Annotated in this window: 13 protein-coding genes and 1 pseudogene; 5 read left to right on the top strand and 9 right to left on the bottom strand. The window is 69.5% G+C overall.

The annotated features are described in order from the left end of the window. The first annotated feature begins 124 nt into the window (after nucleotides 1-124). From ACIBB8_RS02290 to ACIBB8_RS02275, 4 genes and pseudogenes are all read left to right on the top strand, one after another. Nucleotides 125-856 carry a hypothetical protein gene (locus ACIBB8_RS02290; protein ID WP_398948502.1) on the top strand — a complete coding sequence of 244 codons (732 nt, stop codon included), beginning with the start codon at nucleotides 125-127 and terminating at the stop codon, nucleotides 854-856. Nucleotides 857-901: 45 nt separating this feature from the next. Next, on the top strand, nucleotides 902-1717 hold the full coding sequence (locus ACIBB8_RS02285) for a DsbA family protein (protein WP_398948501.1): 816 nt from the start codon (nucleotides 902-904) through the stop codon (nucleotides 1715-1717). A gap of 85 nt (nucleotides 1718-1802) precedes the next feature. Beyond that, nucleotides 1803-3496, top strand: a pseudogene (locus tag ACIBB8_RS02280) (alkaline phosphatase D family protein). Between the two features lie 286 nt (nucleotides 3497-3782). After that, entirely contained in the window at nucleotides 3783-4766 is a 984-nt protein-coding gene (locus ACIBB8_RS02275; protein ID WP_398948500.1) for a zinc metalloprotease, read from the top strand. 58 nt (nucleotides 4767-4824) lie between these two features. On the opposite strand, the gene ACIBB8_RS02270 is transcribed toward ACIBB8_RS02275, so the two are convergent. From ACIBB8_RS02270 to ACIBB8_RS02245, 6 genes are all read right to left on the bottom strand, one after another. Next, nucleotides 4825-5403: a dienelactone hydrolase family protein gene (locus ACIBB8_RS02270; RefSeq protein ID WP_398948498.1), complete on the bottom strand. Its 579-nt coding sequence runs from the start codon at nucleotides 5401-5403 to the stop codon at nucleotides 4825-4827. Nucleotides 5404-5605: 202 nt separating this feature from the next. Then, nucleotides 5606-7192, bottom strand: a complete 1587-nt coding sequence (locus tag ACIBB8_RS02265) for a Na+/H+ antiporter (RefSeq protein WP_398948497.1) — start codon at nucleotides 7190-7192, stop codon at nucleotides 5606-5608. 391 nt (nucleotides 7193-7583) lie between these two features. Beyond that, nucleotides 7584-8060 carry a GNAT family N-acetyltransferase gene (locus ACIBB8_RS02260; protein WP_398948717.1) on the bottom strand — a complete coding sequence of 159 codons (477 nt, stop codon included), beginning with the start codon at nucleotides 8058-8060 and terminating at the stop codon, nucleotides 7584-7586. Next, nucleotides 8060-9001: an RluA family pseudouridine synthase gene (locus tag ACIBB8_RS02255; RefSeq protein ID WP_398948496.1), complete on the bottom strand. Its 942-nt coding sequence runs from the start codon at nucleotides 8999-9001 to the stop codon at nucleotides 8060-8062. Before ACIBB8_RS02255 ends, ACIBB8_RS02260 begins: the two co-directional genes overlap by 1 nt. Before the next feature lie 23 nt (nucleotides 9002-9024). Continuing rightward, entirely contained in the window at nucleotides 9025-9645 is a 621-nt protein-coding gene (gene lspA, locus ACIBB8_RS02250) for a signal peptidase II (RefSeq protein ID WP_398948495.1), read from the bottom strand. A 58-nt stretch (nucleotides 9646-9703) separates the two neighbouring features. Next, nucleotides 9704-10564, bottom strand: a complete 861-nt coding sequence (locus ACIBB8_RS02245) for a TraR/DksA C4-type zinc finger protein (RefSeq protein WP_398948493.1) — start codon at nucleotides 10562-10564, stop codon at nucleotides 9704-9706. Between the two features lie 537 nt (nucleotides 10565-11101). Between ACIBB8_RS02245 and ileS the strand changes: the two genes are divergently transcribed. Then, nucleotides 11102-14260: an isoleucine--tRNA ligase gene (ileS, locus tag ACIBB8_RS02240; protein WP_398948492.1), complete on the top strand. Its 3159-nt coding sequence runs from the start codon at nucleotides 11102-11104 to the stop codon at nucleotides 14258-14260. A gap of 288 nt (nucleotides 14261-14548) precedes the next feature. Here the strand turns inward: ileS and ACIBB8_RS02235 are convergent, their stop codons facing one another. The 3 genes from ACIBB8_RS02235 to ACIBB8_RS02225 form a co-directional block, all read right to left on the bottom strand. Next, on the bottom strand, nucleotides 14549-15691 hold the full coding sequence (locus ACIBB8_RS02235; protein WP_398948489.1) for a DivIVA domain-containing protein: 1143 nt from the start codon (nucleotides 15689-15691) through the stop codon (nucleotides 14549-14551). Nucleotides 15692-15740: 49 nt separating this feature from the next. Next, on the bottom strand, nucleotides 15741-16025 hold the full coding sequence (locus ACIBB8_RS02230; RefSeq protein ID WP_037697102.1) for a YggT family protein: 285 nt from the start codon (nucleotides 16023-16025) through the stop codon (nucleotides 15741-15743). A 70-nt stretch (nucleotides 16026-16095) separates the two neighbouring features. Then, nucleotides 16096-16713: a cell division protein SepF gene (locus ACIBB8_RS02225; protein ID WP_030972886.1), complete on the bottom strand. Its 618-nt coding sequence runs from the start codon at nucleotides 16711-16713 to the stop codon at nucleotides 16096-16098. Nucleotides 16714-16731 lie beyond the last annotated feature (18 nt).

Below are 16731 nucleotides of genomic sequence, written 5' to 3'. Positions count from 1 at the left end.
CGGTGCCACACCCCCTTCAGGGCGTGTTTCGAATAGTCCCGCCTGCCTGGCGGGCGGACGACGCCCCTTGCGAAACACCCCCTTTAGGCGGCGCTGACAGGTTCACATGGCACACTCTCGGACGATGGACATATCCGGGACGCAGCTCAGAGTCGTGCGCGCGGCGCTCTTCACAGCGCTCGTCGTGACGCTCTCCGCTGGGTCCCATGTGCTGCTCTCCCAGGTCCCACTGCCGCTGACCGTGGTCGGCGGGCTGGCCGGTCTGGTCTTCGCCGTGGCGTACGCGCTGGCTGGGCGGGAGCGCGGTTTCGGCGCGATCGCCGGGCTGCTGGTGCCGCTGGAACTCGCCGCGGACACGGTCTTCACCACCGGCCAGCACCTCTGTTACGGAGCGGCGGGCGGCCCGATAGCGGGTCCGCTGCGTTCGGTCGGCGTCGATGTCCTGTGCGGCGGCGGCGAGGTCGGTACCGGTGGGGCGCAGCTCGGGGGGGTCGGCGCGACCGGCACCCCGTTCGCCTCCGTGACCGGTGCCGGACATGGTGTCGCCGCCGTGCTGGCCTCTCCCGGTCCCGCTGTGCCGTGGCTGCTGCTGGCGGCCCATGTATCGGTCGGTCTGCTGGCCGCGGCGTGGCTGCGGCGCGGCGAGTCCGCGCTCGCCGGTCTGCTGCGGGCGGTCGCCGCCACGGCGTTCCGGCCGCTGCTGATCGCGGTCGCCGTGGCGGGTACGGTCCGCCGCTCCGTACGGAGTGCCGCCCGGCCCGCCCCGTACCGCTCGCACCTGCTCGCGCACGCCCGACTCCTCGTGCACTCCGTGGGACGGAGGGGACCGCCGCGCTCGGCCTGCTCCATCGCCTGAGCCCGGACAGTCCCTGACAACCCCACACACCACGGAGAAACAGCCATGAGCAAGCGCAACAGCCAGGCCAACAAGGCAGCCGCCCGTGAGCGGCTGCGCGCGGAGCGCGAGCGCCAGGCCAAGAAGGACAAGATCCGCAAGCAGGTGATCGTCGGCGTCTCGGTGGTCGCCGTGCTGGCGATCGCCGGCGGCGTCAGCTACGCCGTGATGCAGCTGAACAAGCCCGGTCACTGGGAGGCGGCCAAGGACGCGAAGAACGTCACCGCGCCGAAGAACACCTCGGGCACCGACGGCACGACCGTCGTCATCGGCAAGCCGACCGCCAAGAAGACCCTCGAACTGTACGAGGACCCGCGCTGCCCGATCTGCGGCCAGTTCGAGCAGACCGTCGGCGAGACGATCCACAAGGACGTCGACGCCGGCAAGTACAAGGTCAAGTTCATCGGCGCCACGTTCATCGACAACATGAGCAACGGCGAGGGGTCCAAGAACGCGCTCAGCGCGCTCGGCGCGGCACTCAACGTCAGCCCGCAGGCGTTCCTCGACTACAAGTACGCGATCTACTCCGCGAAGTACCACCCGGAGGAGACCGACGACAAGTTCGCCAAGGACTCGTACCTGATCAAGATCGCCAACACGGTGGACGAGCTGAAGGACAACAAGGCGTTCCAGAAGGACGTCAACGACGGCACGTACGACAACTGGGCGATGAAGATGTCGGCGGCGTTCGACAAGAGCGGCGTGAGGGGCACCCCGACGCTGAAGATGGACGGCAAGACGCTCACCAGCGAGGGCAGCGAGAACGCCCCGATGACCGTGGCCGACTTCAACACCGCGGTCGACAAGGCACTCAAGGGCTGACGACCGGCAGCGGTTTTCTTACGGGCGGGCGAACTTTCTTGGTTCGCCCGCCCGTTCGCCTTACCGGTCAGTAGGGTTTCCCTTCGTGACCAGTCGACAGAATTCTCCGTCCCTTCCCGCGCCCAGCCGCCGCACCCTGGTGAAGGCCGCTGCCGCCACCGCCGTCGCCGCCCCCGTGTTAGGGACTGCCACCAGCGCCCGCGCCGCCGACGGCCCCGCCTTCCTGCACGGTGTCGCCTCCGGCGACCCTCCCCCATAGCCTCAAGGACATGGGAGGTGCCCCCTCCCGACGGCATACTCCTGTGGACCCGCGTCACCCCGACGCCCGACGCCGTGCCCGGCTCCGGCCGTGGCGCCGACACGGCGGTGCGCTGGGAGGTCGCCGAGGACAAGGAGTTCGCCCGGGTCGTCGCCCGGGGCACGACCGTCGCGAGGGCTTCGTCCGACCACACCGTCAAGGCCGATGTTCGGGGGCTCAGCCCGGCCACCGCGTACTGGTTCCGCTTCTCGGCGGGCGACGGTACGGAGACCCTCTCGCCGACGGGCCGCACCCGTACCGCGCCCGCGGCCCAAGCCGCCACGCCCGGAGTGCGCTTCGGTGTGGTGTCCTGCGCCAACTGGGAGTCCGGCTACTTCTCCCCGTACCGCCATCTCGCAGCCCGCGCCGATCTCGACGCGGTCCTCCATCTCGGCGACTACATCTACGAGTACGCGTCGGGCGGCTACCCGGACGCGAAGTACGTCGTACGGCAGCACGAGCCGGCCCACGAGACCCTCACCCTTGCCGACTACCGGACCCGGCACGGCCGTTACAAGACGGACGCCGATCTGCAGACCCTGCACGCCACGCATCCGGTGATCGCAATCTGGGACGATCACGAGTTCGCCAACGACGCCTGGTCGGGCGGCGCCGAGAACCACACGCCGGGCACCGAGGGCGCCTGGACCGACCGGGTGGCGGGCGCCAAGCAGGCGTACTTCGAGTGGATGCCGGTCCGCCCCTCCACCGAGGGCACCGTCTACCGGCGGCTGCGCTTCGGCACGCTGGCCGATCTCCACCTTCTGGATCTGCGGACCTTCCGCTCCCAGCAGGCGACGATCGGCAGCGGCTCGGTCGACGACCCCGACCGCTCGATCACCGGCCGGGCGCAACTGGACTGGTTGAAGGCGGGCCTGGCCGGTTCGGACGCCACCTGGAAGCTGGTCGGCACGTCGGTGATGATCTCGCCGGTCGCGTTCGGTTCCGTACCGGCCCATCTGCTGGAGCCGCTCGCGGAGTTGCTGGGGCTGCCCAAGGAGGGGCTCGCGGTCAATGTCGACCAGTGGGACGGCTACACGGACGACCGCAAGGAACTGATCGCGCATCTGCGGGACCGGTCGATCCGCAACACGGTCTTCCTGACCGGTGACATCCACATGGCGTGGGCCAATGACGTACCGGTGAAGGCGGCCACGTATCCGCTCTCGGCCTCGGCCGCCACCGAGTTCGTGGTCACATCGGTGACCTCGGACAATCTCGACGACATTCTGCACGTCGCACCGCAGACGGTCTCGGTGGTCGCGGCCGCGGGGGTGAAGGCCGCCAACCGCCATGTGAAATGGGTGGACATGGACTCGCACGGCTACGGCGTCCTGGACGTGACCGCCGAGCGCTCGCAGATGGACTACTACGTGGTCTCCGACAAGACGAAGCGGGACGCGAGTTCCGCGTGGACGCGCTCGTACCGGACACTCAGTGGCACCCAGAAGGTCGAGCGGGCGGACCGCCCGGTGCGCTGAAACGTCTGGTTTCAGCCAAGGCGGGCCATGTTGACGGCGCATTACGTCGCTACGGCGGGTGGTGTGTTCCCTGGACCCAATGGGGACACACCACCCGTCGGGGTAACGCGCGACGTTACGTCCGTGTCTCAAACCCTGGAACGGACAGAATTATTTCTTCCCGTTTCCCCGATTTGCCCCATGGTTGATTGGGCCTGATCAGTGCTCCTCAAGTTGTGACATGCGCACGTAATCTCCCGGCGGCGGGTGAGGAAATCCCTCATCCACGCTTCAGCGAGGAGTACTCGTGCGCACTCTTGCCCGTATATCGCCGCGTATACGTCACCGTGCGATCGGCATCGCCGTCCTGGCCGGAACCCTGGCCCTGGCACCGCTCTCCGCTCCCTCCGGCGCGGCCGCCGCCAAGGTGTCCACCGCCTCCGCCTCGGCGGAGAAGTGCGCGAGCACCGACGCCACCGCGCGCCAGGCCCGTCCTTCGGGCACCAAGCACGCCTCCGACCCCAACGAAATCACCGCGGCCCAGGCCAAGGCCATGGACACGCAGCTCAAGGCGAGACTCGCGGACCGCCGGGCCAGCGGCGCCACGCTCGCCGCCGGAGCGACCATCCCGGTCTACTTCCACGTCATCCACTCCGGCGCCACCGGCAAGCTCACCGCCGGCGACATCAGCGGCCAGATGAACGTGCTGAACGCGGCCTACGGCGGCCAGGGCACCGGCAACACCAACTCCGGCTTCCAGTTCTCGCTGGCCGGCACCGACTACACGGACAACGCCACCTGGTACAACCTCTCCTCGGGCTCCTCCGCCGAGAAGGACATGAAGACGGCGCTGCGCAAGGGCGGCAAGAACGCGCTCAACGTCTACACCGCCAACCTCGGCGGCGGGCTGCTCGGCTGGGCGACCTTCCCCAGCTCGTACAAATCCAGCCCGAACATGGACGGCGTGGTCATCCTCGACACCTCGCTGCCGGGCGGCTCGGCCAGCAACTACAACGAGGGCGACACCGCCACCCACGAGGTCGGCCACTGGATGGGGCTCTACCACACGTTCCAGGGCGGCTGTAACGGCAACGGCGACTACGTCTCCGACACGCCGGCCGAGCAGAGCCCCGCGTTCGCGTGCCCGACCGGACGCGACACCTGCACCAACAAGACCGGGGTCGACCCGATCCACAACTTCATGGACTACACCTACGACTCGTGCATGTACCAGTTCACCGCGGGCCAGGTGCAGCGGATGAGCGACAGCTGGACCGCGTACCGCGCCTGATCCCGGCGTACGGACGAGGGGCCCCGCACACCGTCAGAGTGTGCGGGGCTCCGGCCGTCTACAGAGTGGCGAGGAAGCCGAGGGCGACCTTCCACGTCAGATCGGCCGACGCCGCGTCGTAGTCCGGCAGGTCCGGGTCCGTGAAGAGGTGGCCCGCACCGGGGTACCGGTAGATCTCCACATCGGCGCCGGTCCGCTGCATCTGCAGATACCAGGAGTTCAGCCAGTCGTGCGTCTCGAACGGGTCGGGGTCGGCGACATGGAGCTGTACCGGTAGCTCGTCGACCTCCGCGTTCTCCGCGATGTCCGACGTGCCGTGAAGGAGCAGCAGCCCGCGCGCCTTCTCGTCACCGAGTGCCAGAGTCTGAGCGGTGGCGGCGCCGAAGGAGAAGCCGGCGTAGACGAGACCGCGCTCGGAATAGGGGGCTGCGGCCAGGACGGCGCGCTTGAGCAACTCGTCCTTGCCCAGCTCGTCCTTGAAGGCCATGCCTTCCTCGGCGGTCTCGAACGTGTGCCCGTCGAAGAGATCGGGCACGTGCACCTCGTGCCCTGCGCCGCGCAGCCGGGCGGCAGCCGCGTGCACCGCGGGGCGCAGACCGTACGTCGAGTGGAAAAGCATGATGTTCATGGGAGCCATGGTGCCAGCTGCGGTCGATGGCATGGCGAACGACAGGATGGAGAACATACTGCGTCCGCTGGTCACGGTCGGTGGCGGAGGTGGCGCTCGGGACCGGACGCGGCTGAGAGCCTGTCGGGTGATCCGCGTCCGCTCGATCAGAGGTCGCCCGACAGGCTCTGAGGGACGCGGGCCCGGAGCACAGGCCGCGGGGGCGCCCGGGTCAGCGCAGGCTGCGTACGTCCAGCTGCCTCAGCACCCGGTCGACCACCTCCGGGTCCGTCCCCGACTCGCTGCGCGCGGACAGCACCGCGTGCCGGGCGGCGGACATCATCTCGCGCTGCACCCGGTTGACCGCCCGCAACCGCTCGGCGCGCTTCGCGTACGCCTCCCGCCGGTCCTCGTCGACCATGTCGGGGCTGATCCTCGCCCCCACGTCGTACGCCAGCCGATGCAGCCGCTCCACCACCTCCTCCGTGAACTCCTCGGCCTCCTGGATCTCCTGGAGCCGGTGCCTCGCAGCCTTCGCGGCACGGAACGCAAGGTCCCGTTCCAGCGCGGCCTCCGCGTCCGTGTCGGCGCGGACGCCGAGCTTGCGTACCAGCCACGGCAGGGTGAGTCCCTGGACGACCAGGGTCGCCATGATCACGACGAAGGCGATGAAGACGATCTCGTCGCAGCCGGGGAACGGTTTCCCGTCGTCCGTCTCCAGCGGGATCGCGAGGGCCAGCGCGACGGAGGCCACCCCGCGCATCCCGGCCCACCACATCACGACGGTCTCACGCCAGCTGGTGGGGATCTCCTCGCTGTAGTCGCGGCGGGTGTGCAGCCGCTTGGCCAGCCAGGTGGCGGGCAGCAGCCACAGCAGCCGTACGCCGACGACGACCGCGACCACCACCAGGCCCCAGCCGGTCATCTCCCAGGCGCGCCCGTGCGACGTGCCGAAGACGTTGTGCAGTTCGAGACCGATCAGGCCGAAGGCGACGCCGGTGACGAGCGTGTCGACGATCTCCCAGAAGCTGCGGCCGGCGAGCCGGCCCAGCACGTCGTCCGCGTCGGCGGTGTGCTCGGCGAGGAACAGCGCGGTGGTGAGCACGGCGAGCACGCCCGACCCCTTGAGCTCCTCCGCGAGCACATAACTCACGAACGGCACCAGCAGCGTCAGCCCGACCTGGAGCGTCGCATCGCCGAGCAGACCCATGAGTTTGATGGTCAGCCAGCCCACCGCGAGACCGACCGCCACGGCGACCACGGCGGAGAGGATCAGCAGCCCGAAGGCCTCCGGCAGCGAGAAGGTGCCACTCACCGCGGCGGCGATCGCCACGTGGTAGAGCACGATCGCGGTCACGTCGTTGAACAGTCCCTCGCCCTCCAGGATGGAGACGAGCCTGCGCGGCAGCCCGAGCGATCCCGCGACGGCGGTCGCGGCGACCGGGTCGGGCGGGGCGACGAGCGCGCCGAGGGCCACGGCGGCGGCGAGGGGCAGGCCGGGGACGATCGCGTTGGCGACGGCGGCGACGGCTGCCGTCGTCACAAAGACGAGTGCCACGGCCAGCAGAAAGATCGGGCGTTTGTTGGCGGCGAACTGCCGCCATGAGGTGCGCTGCACGGAGGCGTAGAGCAGCGGCGGCAGCAGCGCGGGAAGAATGATCTCCGGCGGGATGTCCACATTCGGTACGAAGCTGAGGAACGCCATGCCGACTCCGGCGAGCGTCATCAGCACCGGTGCGGGCAACCCGAGACGTTCCCCCAGTGGCACCGTGACCACGGCTCCGAGCAACAGCAGGAGGAGCAGTGCCAGTTGGTCCACGTTGTGCCTTCCGGAGCGTGTCGAGCGGAACCCGGTGGTCGGTCATGAGTGGTTCCAGCGTGCCACGCGATGCCCGCAAAGCGGACAACACCCTCTCCCCCTCCCCCTCTTGACCACCCGGCGCGCGCCACTGCCCCTGAAGTACTCGATCACGGGCCGCATCGAGGTACGGCGCGGGCACGGGCGGGACTCCGGTCCCGGCCGGATCTCGGTCACCCTGCCGCGCGGCGGCACGGCGGTGATCACACCGCACGGCGCGCGTCGCCCGGAGCGGGTCCGCGCGCCGTGCCGTCGAACGGGACCTGGACGCGCTGCGGCCTGCCGGGCCGGCGGAGACGTGCGCGAGGGTGTCGTTTCCGGTCCGTACGACCGGAGCGGCGCCCGGTGTGGTCTACAGGCTGCGGCGCATCGCCCGGTGGGGGATCCCCGCATCCGGGAACTCGGGGCCGTACGCCACGTACCCGAGCCGCTCGTAGAAGCCGAGCGCATGGGTCTGGGCATGCAGGTCCACAGCGGCCAGACCGATACCGCGGGCCGCTTCCTCGATGGCCCGGACCAGCGCCGCGCCGACCCCGAGACCGCGTGCCCGGCCGGTCACCGCGAGCCGTCCGAGCGAGCCGACGGTGAGGTCGCCACCGGTCTTGGCGGCCGCGCCCACGCCATGCAGCAACCGTCCCGTGCCGAGCGCCGCACCGTCCGCCGCCACGGCGATCACATGCAGAGCGTCCGCGTCGTAGGAGTCGTACTCGATCTCCTCGGGTACGTTCTGCTCGCCGACGAAGACCTCCTTGCGGACCTGGAAACAGGCCGCGAGGTCGCTCTCATCGACAGCTGTGCGCGTGGTGTACGGGGCCGGGGCTCCGGTGATCACTGACTCTCCGCCGCAATCCTGTCGAGGGCCTGCTGCAGGTCAGCCGGGTAGCTGCTGGCGAACTCCACCCAGTTGCCGTCCGACGGGTGCTCGAAGCCGAGCCGGACCGCGTGCAGCCACTGCCGTGTCAGCCCGAGGCGCTTGGCCACCGTCGGGTCGGCGCCGTACGTCAGGTCGCCGACGCAGGGGTGGCGGTGGGCGGACATGTGCACCCGGATCTGGTGCGTACGGCCCGTCTCCAGCTTGATGTCGAGGAGGCTCGCGGACCGGTACGCCTCGATCAGGTCGTAGTGCGTCACGGAGGGCTTGCCCTCGGCCGTGACCGCCCACTTGTAGTCGTGCGTCGGGTGGCGCCCGATGGGGGCGTCGATGGTGCCGCTCATCGGGTCCGGGTGGCCCTGGACCAGCGCGTGGTACTTCTTCTCGACGACCCGGTCGCGGAACTGGCCCTTCAGCAGCGTGTAGGCCCGCTCGGACTTGGCGACGACCATCAGGCCCGAGGTGCCGACGTCGAGGCGGTGGACGATGCCCTGGCGCTCGGCGGCGCCCGAGGTCGAGATCCGGTAACCGGCCGCGGCGAGACCGCCGATGACCGTCGTGCCGGTCCAGCCGGGACTCGGGTGGGCTGCGACCCCGACCGGCTTCACGATCACGACGATGTCGTCGTCGTCGTGCACGATCTCCATGCCCTCGACGGGCTCGGCGACGATCTGCACCGGAGCGGGTGCCTGCGGCATCTCCACTTCCAGCCAGGCACCGCCCTGCACCCGCTCGGACTTCCCGACCACAGCACCGTCCACCTGCACCTTCCCGGCAGCGGCCAGCTCGGCGGCCTTGGTACGGGAGAAGCCGAACATGCGGGAAATGGCGGCGTCGACACGCTCGCCTTCCAGACCGTCGGGAACGGGCAGGGTGCGGACCTCGGGATACGTACTCACCAGTCGAGTATGCCTTGCCGCCGCTAGTCCTTGTGCACGGTGCCGTCGGGGTCCAGGCCCTTGAAGGAAAGGATCACGATCAGGATGCCACCGCAGACGATGGCGGAGTCCGCGAGATTGAAGACGGCGAAGTGCGCGGGGGCGATGAAGTCCACCACCGCGCCCTTGAAGAGGCCGGGCGAGCGGAAGATCCGGTCGGTGAGGTTGCCGAGCGCACCGCCGAGCAGCAGACCGAGGGCGATCGCCCACGGCAGGCTGTAGAGCTTGCGGGCGAGCCGGGCGATGACCACGATCACCGTCGCCGCGATGACGGTGAAGATCACCGTGAACGCCTCGCCGATGCCGAAGGCGGCGCCCGCGTTCCGGATCGCGTCGAAGCGCAGCCACTCGCCGAAGATCTCGATGGGCTGCTGGTGCTCCAGCTTCGCGACCACGATCATCTTGCTGATCAGGTCGAGCAGATAGGCGAAGACGGCCACGACGAAGAGCACCATGATTTTCCGCTTGCCCTTGCCGGGGGTCTCGGCCCGGTCCGTGTCCGCGCCCGTGCCCCCGGGCTCACCCCGCACCTCGCCCTCGGGGCCCCCGGTCCCCTCAGCGTCAGGGATGTCCGGCGTACCGATGATGCGCTCCGCCTCTGCCACGTGAGTCCCTCAACCTAGGTTCCTGACCGAAGACGAGGGTACGACACGCCTCCCTGAATCAGCCGCGACGCTCCTGCTTCTGTTTGTCCTCGACACAGAGCGTCGCCCGGGGGAACGCCTGCATCCGCGCCTTGCCGATCGGATTGCCGCAGATCTCGCACAGTCCGTAGGTCCCCGCGTCGAGCCGGGCCAGCGCCCGCTCGGTCTGCTCCAGCATCTCCGTGGCGTTGGCGGCGAGCGCCATCTCGTGCTCACGGGTGATGTTCTTCGTGCCGGTGTCCGCCTCGTCGTCACCGGCCCCGTCACCGGAGTCGCGCATCAGCCCGGCGAGCGCCGCACCCGACGCCTCCAGCTCGCTGCGGAGCCGCATGACCTCGCTGGTCAGCTCGGCCCGCGCCTCGGCAACCTCCTCCGGCGTCCAGGGGTCCTCGCCCGGCCGTACGGCCAGATCCCCGGGCGCCGTCGCGGCGGCGACCCGGGCGGGCGGCACCGGCGCCGCGTCCTTCCCGGATGTGCGGGTCCGGGCTGCGCTCTTCTTGGCTACCACCGTGTGGGCTCCCGTCTGCTCGGCGGCTTCGGCCGCCCCCGTGGCCGCCGCAGCGGCCTTCTTCGACGCCTTCTTGACCGCGTTCTTCCTCGCCGCGGCCTTCGTGCCAGGTGCCGCGTGCCCGCCGCCGGTGTCACCGTCGGCCGTCCGCTCTCCGTCCGCCTCGTGCGCGGCCGTCTTCCGTGCCGCGGACTTCTTCGCCGCGGACTTCCTCACCTCAGCCTTTCTCGCCGTGGTCTTCTTCGCCGCGGCCTTCACCGGAACCGGCGCCAGGACGGTCTCCGTGCCCGTGTCTCCGTTCGTCTCCTCGGCCGCCGCGCCCGTGGATCTCGCTGACGCCGACTTCTGTACGGCGGTCTTCTTCGCCACCATGGCCGCGGCCCCTTCACATATTGTGATCTTGCACGCGAATCGTGCTGGGACGATAAATCGACCCCAGCCCCGCGGCAACGGGGCACGCCGCCGAATCGCCTCTCCCCGTGCCGGATCAGCGCGCGCCTGAAACCGTTGTTCCCAGCTCCCCGCCCGGTAATCCGCCCTCCGCTCCCCCGCCGGGACTCCGCCCGCCCGGTCTCGCCATTCGGGTCACGCCCGCACCCCCGGATAAACCGGTCGGCCGTCGCCCGTACGGGCCCGTACACTGGGGCCAGCGAGAGGCGTGGATGGGACGAGTAGCGTCGTACGCAGCCAGGAGCGACCCGGGGACGGTGGAAGCCCGGGGGCGAGCGCGTCGTGAAGATCACCCGGAGCCGTCGGAAGAACGCCGCGAGGCAAGTAGAACCGGCATCGCGACCCCAATGAGGGGGCCACGGGCGCACACCCGGGGCCAAGGAGGGTGGTACCGCGGGAGCCGCACGGTTCTCGTCCCTCCGACGGAAGTGGAAAACGTCCGCCGGAGGAATCTCGCCCATGACATCGCCGCAGTACCGACAGGTACCCGCCCAGGTCGACCTTCCCGCGCTGGAGCACGCCGTGCTCGACTTCTGGCGCGAGAGCAAGGTCTTTGCCAAAAGCCTCGAACAGTCCGAGGGCCGCCCCGAGTGGGTCTTCTACGAGGGCCCGCCGACCGCCAACGGCATGCCCGGCGCCCACCACATCGAGGCCCGCGTCTTCAAGGACGTCTTCCCCCGCTTCCGCACGATGCAGGGCTACCACGTGGGCCGCAAGGCCGGCTGGGACTGCCACGGTCTGCCGGTCGAGCTCGCGGTCGAGAAGGAACTGGGCTTCAACGGCAAGAAGGACATCGAGGCGTACGGCATCGCCGAGTTCAACGCCAAGTGCCGCGAGTCCGTGACCCGCCACACCGACGCGTTCACCGCGCTCACGACCCGGATGGGCTACTGGGTCGACCTGGACGACGCGTACCGCACGATGGACCCGTCGTACGTCGACTCCGTCTGGTGGTCCCTGAAGGAGATCTTCAACAAGGACCTGCTGGTCCAGGACCACCGCGTCGCACCGTGGTGTCCGCGCTGCGGCACCGGCCTCTCGGACCACGAGCTGGCCCAGGGGTACGAGACGGTCGTCGACCCCTCGGTCTTCGTGCGCTTCCCGCTCACCTCCGGCCCGCTGGCCGACGAGGCCGCGCTGCTGGTCTGGACGACCACCCCGTGGACCTTGGTCTCCAACACCGCCGTCGCCGCGCACCCCGACGTCACATACGTCGTCGCGAGCAACGGCGAGGAGAAGCTCGTCGTCGCCCAGCCCCTCCTGGAGAAGGCACTCGGCGAGGGCTGGGAACTCACCGGTCAGTCCTTCACCGGCCGCGAGATGGAGCGCTGGACGTACGAGCGCCCGTTCGCCCTCGTCGACTTCCCGAGCGACAGCGCCCCGGCTCACTACGTCGTCAATGCCGAGTACGTGACGACCGAGGACGGTACGGGTCTGGTCCACCAGTCCCCCGCCTTCGGTGAGGACGACCTCAAGGTCTGCCGCGCCTACGGCCTGCCGGTCGTGAACCCGGTCCGCCCCGACGGCACCTTCGAGCAGAACCTGCCGCTGGTCGGCGGCCTCTTCTTCAAGAAGGCCGACGAGGCGCTCACCGAGGACCTGGCCGCCCGCGGCAAGCTCTTCCGCCACGTCCCCTACGAGCACAGCTACCCGCACTGCTGGCGCTGCCACACCGCGCTGCTCTACTACGCGCAGCCGTCCTGGTACATCCGCACGACCGCCATCAAGGACCGGCTCCTCGAAGAGAACGAGAAGACCAACTGGTTCCCCGACTCGGTCAAGAACGGCCGCTTCGGTGACTGGCTGAACAACAACGTCGACTGGGCGCTGTCCCGCAACCGCTACTGGGGCACCCCGCTGCCGATCTGGCGCTGCGAGGACAACCACCTCACCTGCGTCGGCTCCCGTGCCGAGCTCACCGAGCTCACCGGAACCGATCAGTCGGACCTGGACCCGCACCGTCCGTTCATCGACGCGATCACGTTCACCTGCTCGCACGAGAACTGCCAACTGGAGGCGTACCGCGTCCCGGAGGTCATCGACGCCTGGTACGACTCGGGCTCGATGCCGTTCGCGCAGTGGGGCTACCCGTACAAGAACAAGGAGCTGTTCGAGAGCCGCTACCCGGCGCAGTTCATCTCCGAGGCGATCGACCAGACCCGCGGCTGGTTCTACACGCTGATGGCCGTCGGCACGCTCGTCTTCGACAAGTCCTCCTACGAGAACGTCGTCTGCCTGGGCCACATCCTCGCCGAGGACGGCCGGAAGATGTCCAAGCACCTGGGCAACATCCTCCAGCCGATCCCGCTCATGGACCAGCACGGCGCGGACGCGGTCCGCTGGTTCATGGCGGCGGGCGGCTCCCCGTGGGCGGCGCGGCGCGTGGGCCACGGCACGATCCAGGAGGTCGTGCGCAAGACCCTCCTCACGTACTGGAACACGGTCGCCTTCCAGGCGCTGTACGCGCGCACGTCGAGCTGGGCGCCGACCGCGGCCGACCCGGCCCCGGCGGACCGCACAGTCCTTGACCGCTGGCTGCTCAGCGAGCTGAACGCGCTGGTGGACCAGGTCACGCAGGCACTGGAGGGGTACGACACCCAGCGCGCCGGCAAGCTCCTGTCCGCGTTCGTGGACGACCTGTCCAACTGGTACGTGCGCCGCTCCCGCCGCCGCTTCTGGCAGGGCGACAAGGCGGCGCTGCGCACGCTGCACGAGGTCATCGAGACGGTCACGCGTCTGATGGCACCGCTGACCCCGTTCATCACCGAGCGGGTCTGGCAGGACCTCGTCGTCCCGGTGACCACGGACTCCCCGGAGTCGGTGCACCTGTCCTCCTGGCCGAAGGCGGACCTGGCCGCGATCGACCCGGCGCTCTCCACGCAGATGGCGCTGGTGCGCCGCCTGGTCGAGCTCGGCCGCGCCACGCGCGCAGAATCGGGCGTCAAGACCCGCCAGCCGCTGTCCCGCGCCCTGGTCGCGGCGTCGGGCTTCGAGTCGCTCTCCCCCGAGCTGCACGCCCAGATCACCGAGGAGCTGAACGTCTCCTCGCTCGCCTCCCTCTCGGAGGTCGGCGGCTCGCTGGTCGACACGACGGCGAAGGCGAACTTCCGGGCACTGGGCAAGCGGTTCGGCAAGGGCGTCCAGGCGGTGGCGAAGGCGGTCGCGAACGCCGACGCGGCGGCGCTCTCCCTGGCCCTGCGCGAGGGCACGGCGTCGGTCGAGGTCGACGGCGAGACAGTCACCCTCACCCCCGACGAGGTGATCATCACCGAGACGCCGCGCGAAGGCTGGTCGGTGGCGTCCGACTCGGGCGCGACGGTCGCGCTCGACCTGGAGATCACCCCGGAACTGCGGCGTGCGGGCCTGGCCCGTGACGCGATCCGGTTGATCCAGGAAGCCCGCAAGAACAGCGGCCTGGACGTGGCGGACCGCATCGCCGTCCGCTGGACGTCCACGTCCCCCGCGACGGTCGAGGCGCTGACCGAGCACGCGCCGCTCATCGCGGACGAGGTGCTGGCGCTGGACTACGCGCAGGGCGAGGCGGACGGGGCGTACGGCACGCCGTTCGAGGACGAGGGGCTGGCGCTGACGTTCCGCCTCCGCAAAGCGGAGCAGTAACCCACACCACGAGAGGCCCGGCCGGACACGTTCCGGCCGGGCCTCTCGCTGTTCCCCCGGCCGTCCCTTCCCGAAGCCGGGGGCCCGCCCCCCATACCCCGCGTCGACGGCGTTTGAGGCGCGGGGTCCGGGTCGTAGCACCCCAGTTCGGGACGGGACGGGTCGCGGAACAGGCCCGCCGCAGGTTCCCCCACCCCCGCCCACGGCAAAGGGCCGGGGCCCCGGGGTTTTCCCCGGGGCCCGGCCCTCAGCCTGCCGACGGCTACGCGCTCAACGCGCGCAACCCGCTCAGTTGTCGTCCTCGTCGATCAGGAACCCGCGCATCGGCGAGGGCGCCTGCTGCATCGGCTGCGGCGCCTGCGGCCGCACCGGTGCCATCGGCTGAGTCATCGCCGGCGACATCTGCTGCTGACCACCGTAGGAGGGCCCACCGCCCATGGACGGGTTGCCGCCCATCTGCGGGCTGCTGTGACCACCGTGGTTGCTGCCCATGTTGTGACCCATGGCGCCCGCACCGGCCGGAGCCAACGAGGGCGACGGCGGCAGCGAAGCGGCCGCCGGAGTCCGCGGCGGAGCCAGCGAGTCGTCGGCCTGGGTCTCCAGCTGACGCAGCTGGCTCTCCAGGTACGACTTCAGCCGGGTCCGGTACTCGCGCTCGAAGCCACGCAGGTCCTCGACCTTGCGCTCCAGCGTCGCGCGGGCCGACTCCAGCGAGCCCATCGCCACGCGGTGCTTCTCCTGCGCGTCCCGCTCCAGCGCGTCCGCCTTGGCGCGCGCGTCGCGCTCCAGGCCCTCGGCACGGCTGCGCGCCTCGCCGACGATCTTGTTGGCCTCGGAACGGGCCTCCGCGATCGCCTGGTCGGCGGTCTGCTGCGCGAGCGAGAGGACACGGGCGGCACTGTCGCCACCGGGGCCCTGACCGGGCTGCTGCATCTGCGGCTGCTGCATCTGCGGCTGCTGCATCTGCTGCATCTGCTGCGGCGCGTGACCCATGGGACCGCCCATCGGGCCACCCATGGGACCGCCCTGCATCGGGCCGGGGCCGTGCTGGCCCTGCGGGCCGGGGCCGTGCTGCTGGGGGCCGTGACCACTGGGACCGGCGGGCAGCTGCGGAGCACCACCGGGCAGCTGGGGCGGACCCATCTGCGGGGGCTGCTGCTGGACCGGCGGACCCGATATGGCGGCGGGCACCGGTGCACCGGGACGATCCTGCGGCTCCGGCTTGCGCATACCTTGCTGCTGCTGGTTCTGCGCAGCGGCACGCGTGGCGGCGGCCAGCTTGGCGCGCAGGTCCTCGTTCTCACGGAGCAGGCGGGTCAGCTCGGACTCGACCTCGTCGAGGAAGGCATCGACCTCGTCCTCGTCATAGCCTTCTCGGAGGCGGACGGTCGTGAACTGCTTGTTCCGCACGTCCTCGGGGGTCAGCGGCATCTCTTCTTCACCTCTACGTAGTCGTCGGCAGTCGGCAAGACCGTATCGCTCACAGCCTGGTCACGATCGAGATCAGGATGTAAACGATGATCATCAGAACGAAGAAGGACAGGTCGAGTGCCACGCCCCCGAGACGCAACGGCGGAATGAACCGCCGCAGAAGCTTGAGCGGTGGATCGGTGACAGTGTAGGTGGCCTCGAGAAGCACCACCATCGGCTTGCCTGGCTGCCATGAACGTGCGAACTGGAAGACGTAGTCCATGACCAGCCGGAAGATCAGCACGATGAGGAAACACATCAGCGCGATATAGACAACCTGCAGTGCGACGCCCATTTCGCGCTTCCCTCTCCCCTGGCTCTCGTAGCTCCGGCCTTACGGCCGGGTCGTTCCCGGTGTCGTGTTCTCAGCTCTGGTTGAAGAATCCGCCCTCAGCGATGCGGGCCTTGTCCTCCGCCGTGACATCGACGTTAGCAGGCGACAACAGGAACACCTTCTGCGTCACCCGTTCAATGCTGCCATGGAGACCGAAGACGAGTCCTGCAGCAAAGTCGACAAGTCGCTTCGCATCCGTATCGTCCATCTCCGTGAGATTCATGATCACCGGAGTGCCCTCACGGAAGTGTTCCCCGATGGTACGGGCCTCGTTGTAGGTCCGGGGGTGCAACGTGGTGATGCGGTAGGGCTCCCGCTCGGACACAACCTTGGGCATGATCACCGGTGCGTTCTTCTCCATGTTCGGGCGTTCAGGTGTGATGGATGCCACGGGTGCAATCCGGGCGGGTCGCACGCTCTCCGCCGGGATCTGAACCGGCTCCCGCTGCGCGGGCGGCTGCACCACTCGTACCGGTTCGTCCCGCTCACGGTCCCGCTCCACCTGATGCGCGGGCTGGTGCCTCCGCCGATCGCGCTCCGGCTCCGGCTCGGGTTCGAATTCGTCGTCGGGGTCGAACCCCGGACCGTCGTACCCATCGTCCTCCACGAGGCCGAGGTAGACCGCCATCTTGCGCATCGCGCCGGCCATGCTCTGAGTCCTCCGCTC

The sequence above is a fragment of the Streptomyces sp. NPDC051286 genome (assembly GCF_044455345.1).
GTDB lineage: Bacteria > Actinomycetota > Actinomycetes > Streptomycetales > Streptomycetaceae > Streptomyces.
This window is presented reverse-complemented; position numbering and strand designations above follow the sequence as displayed.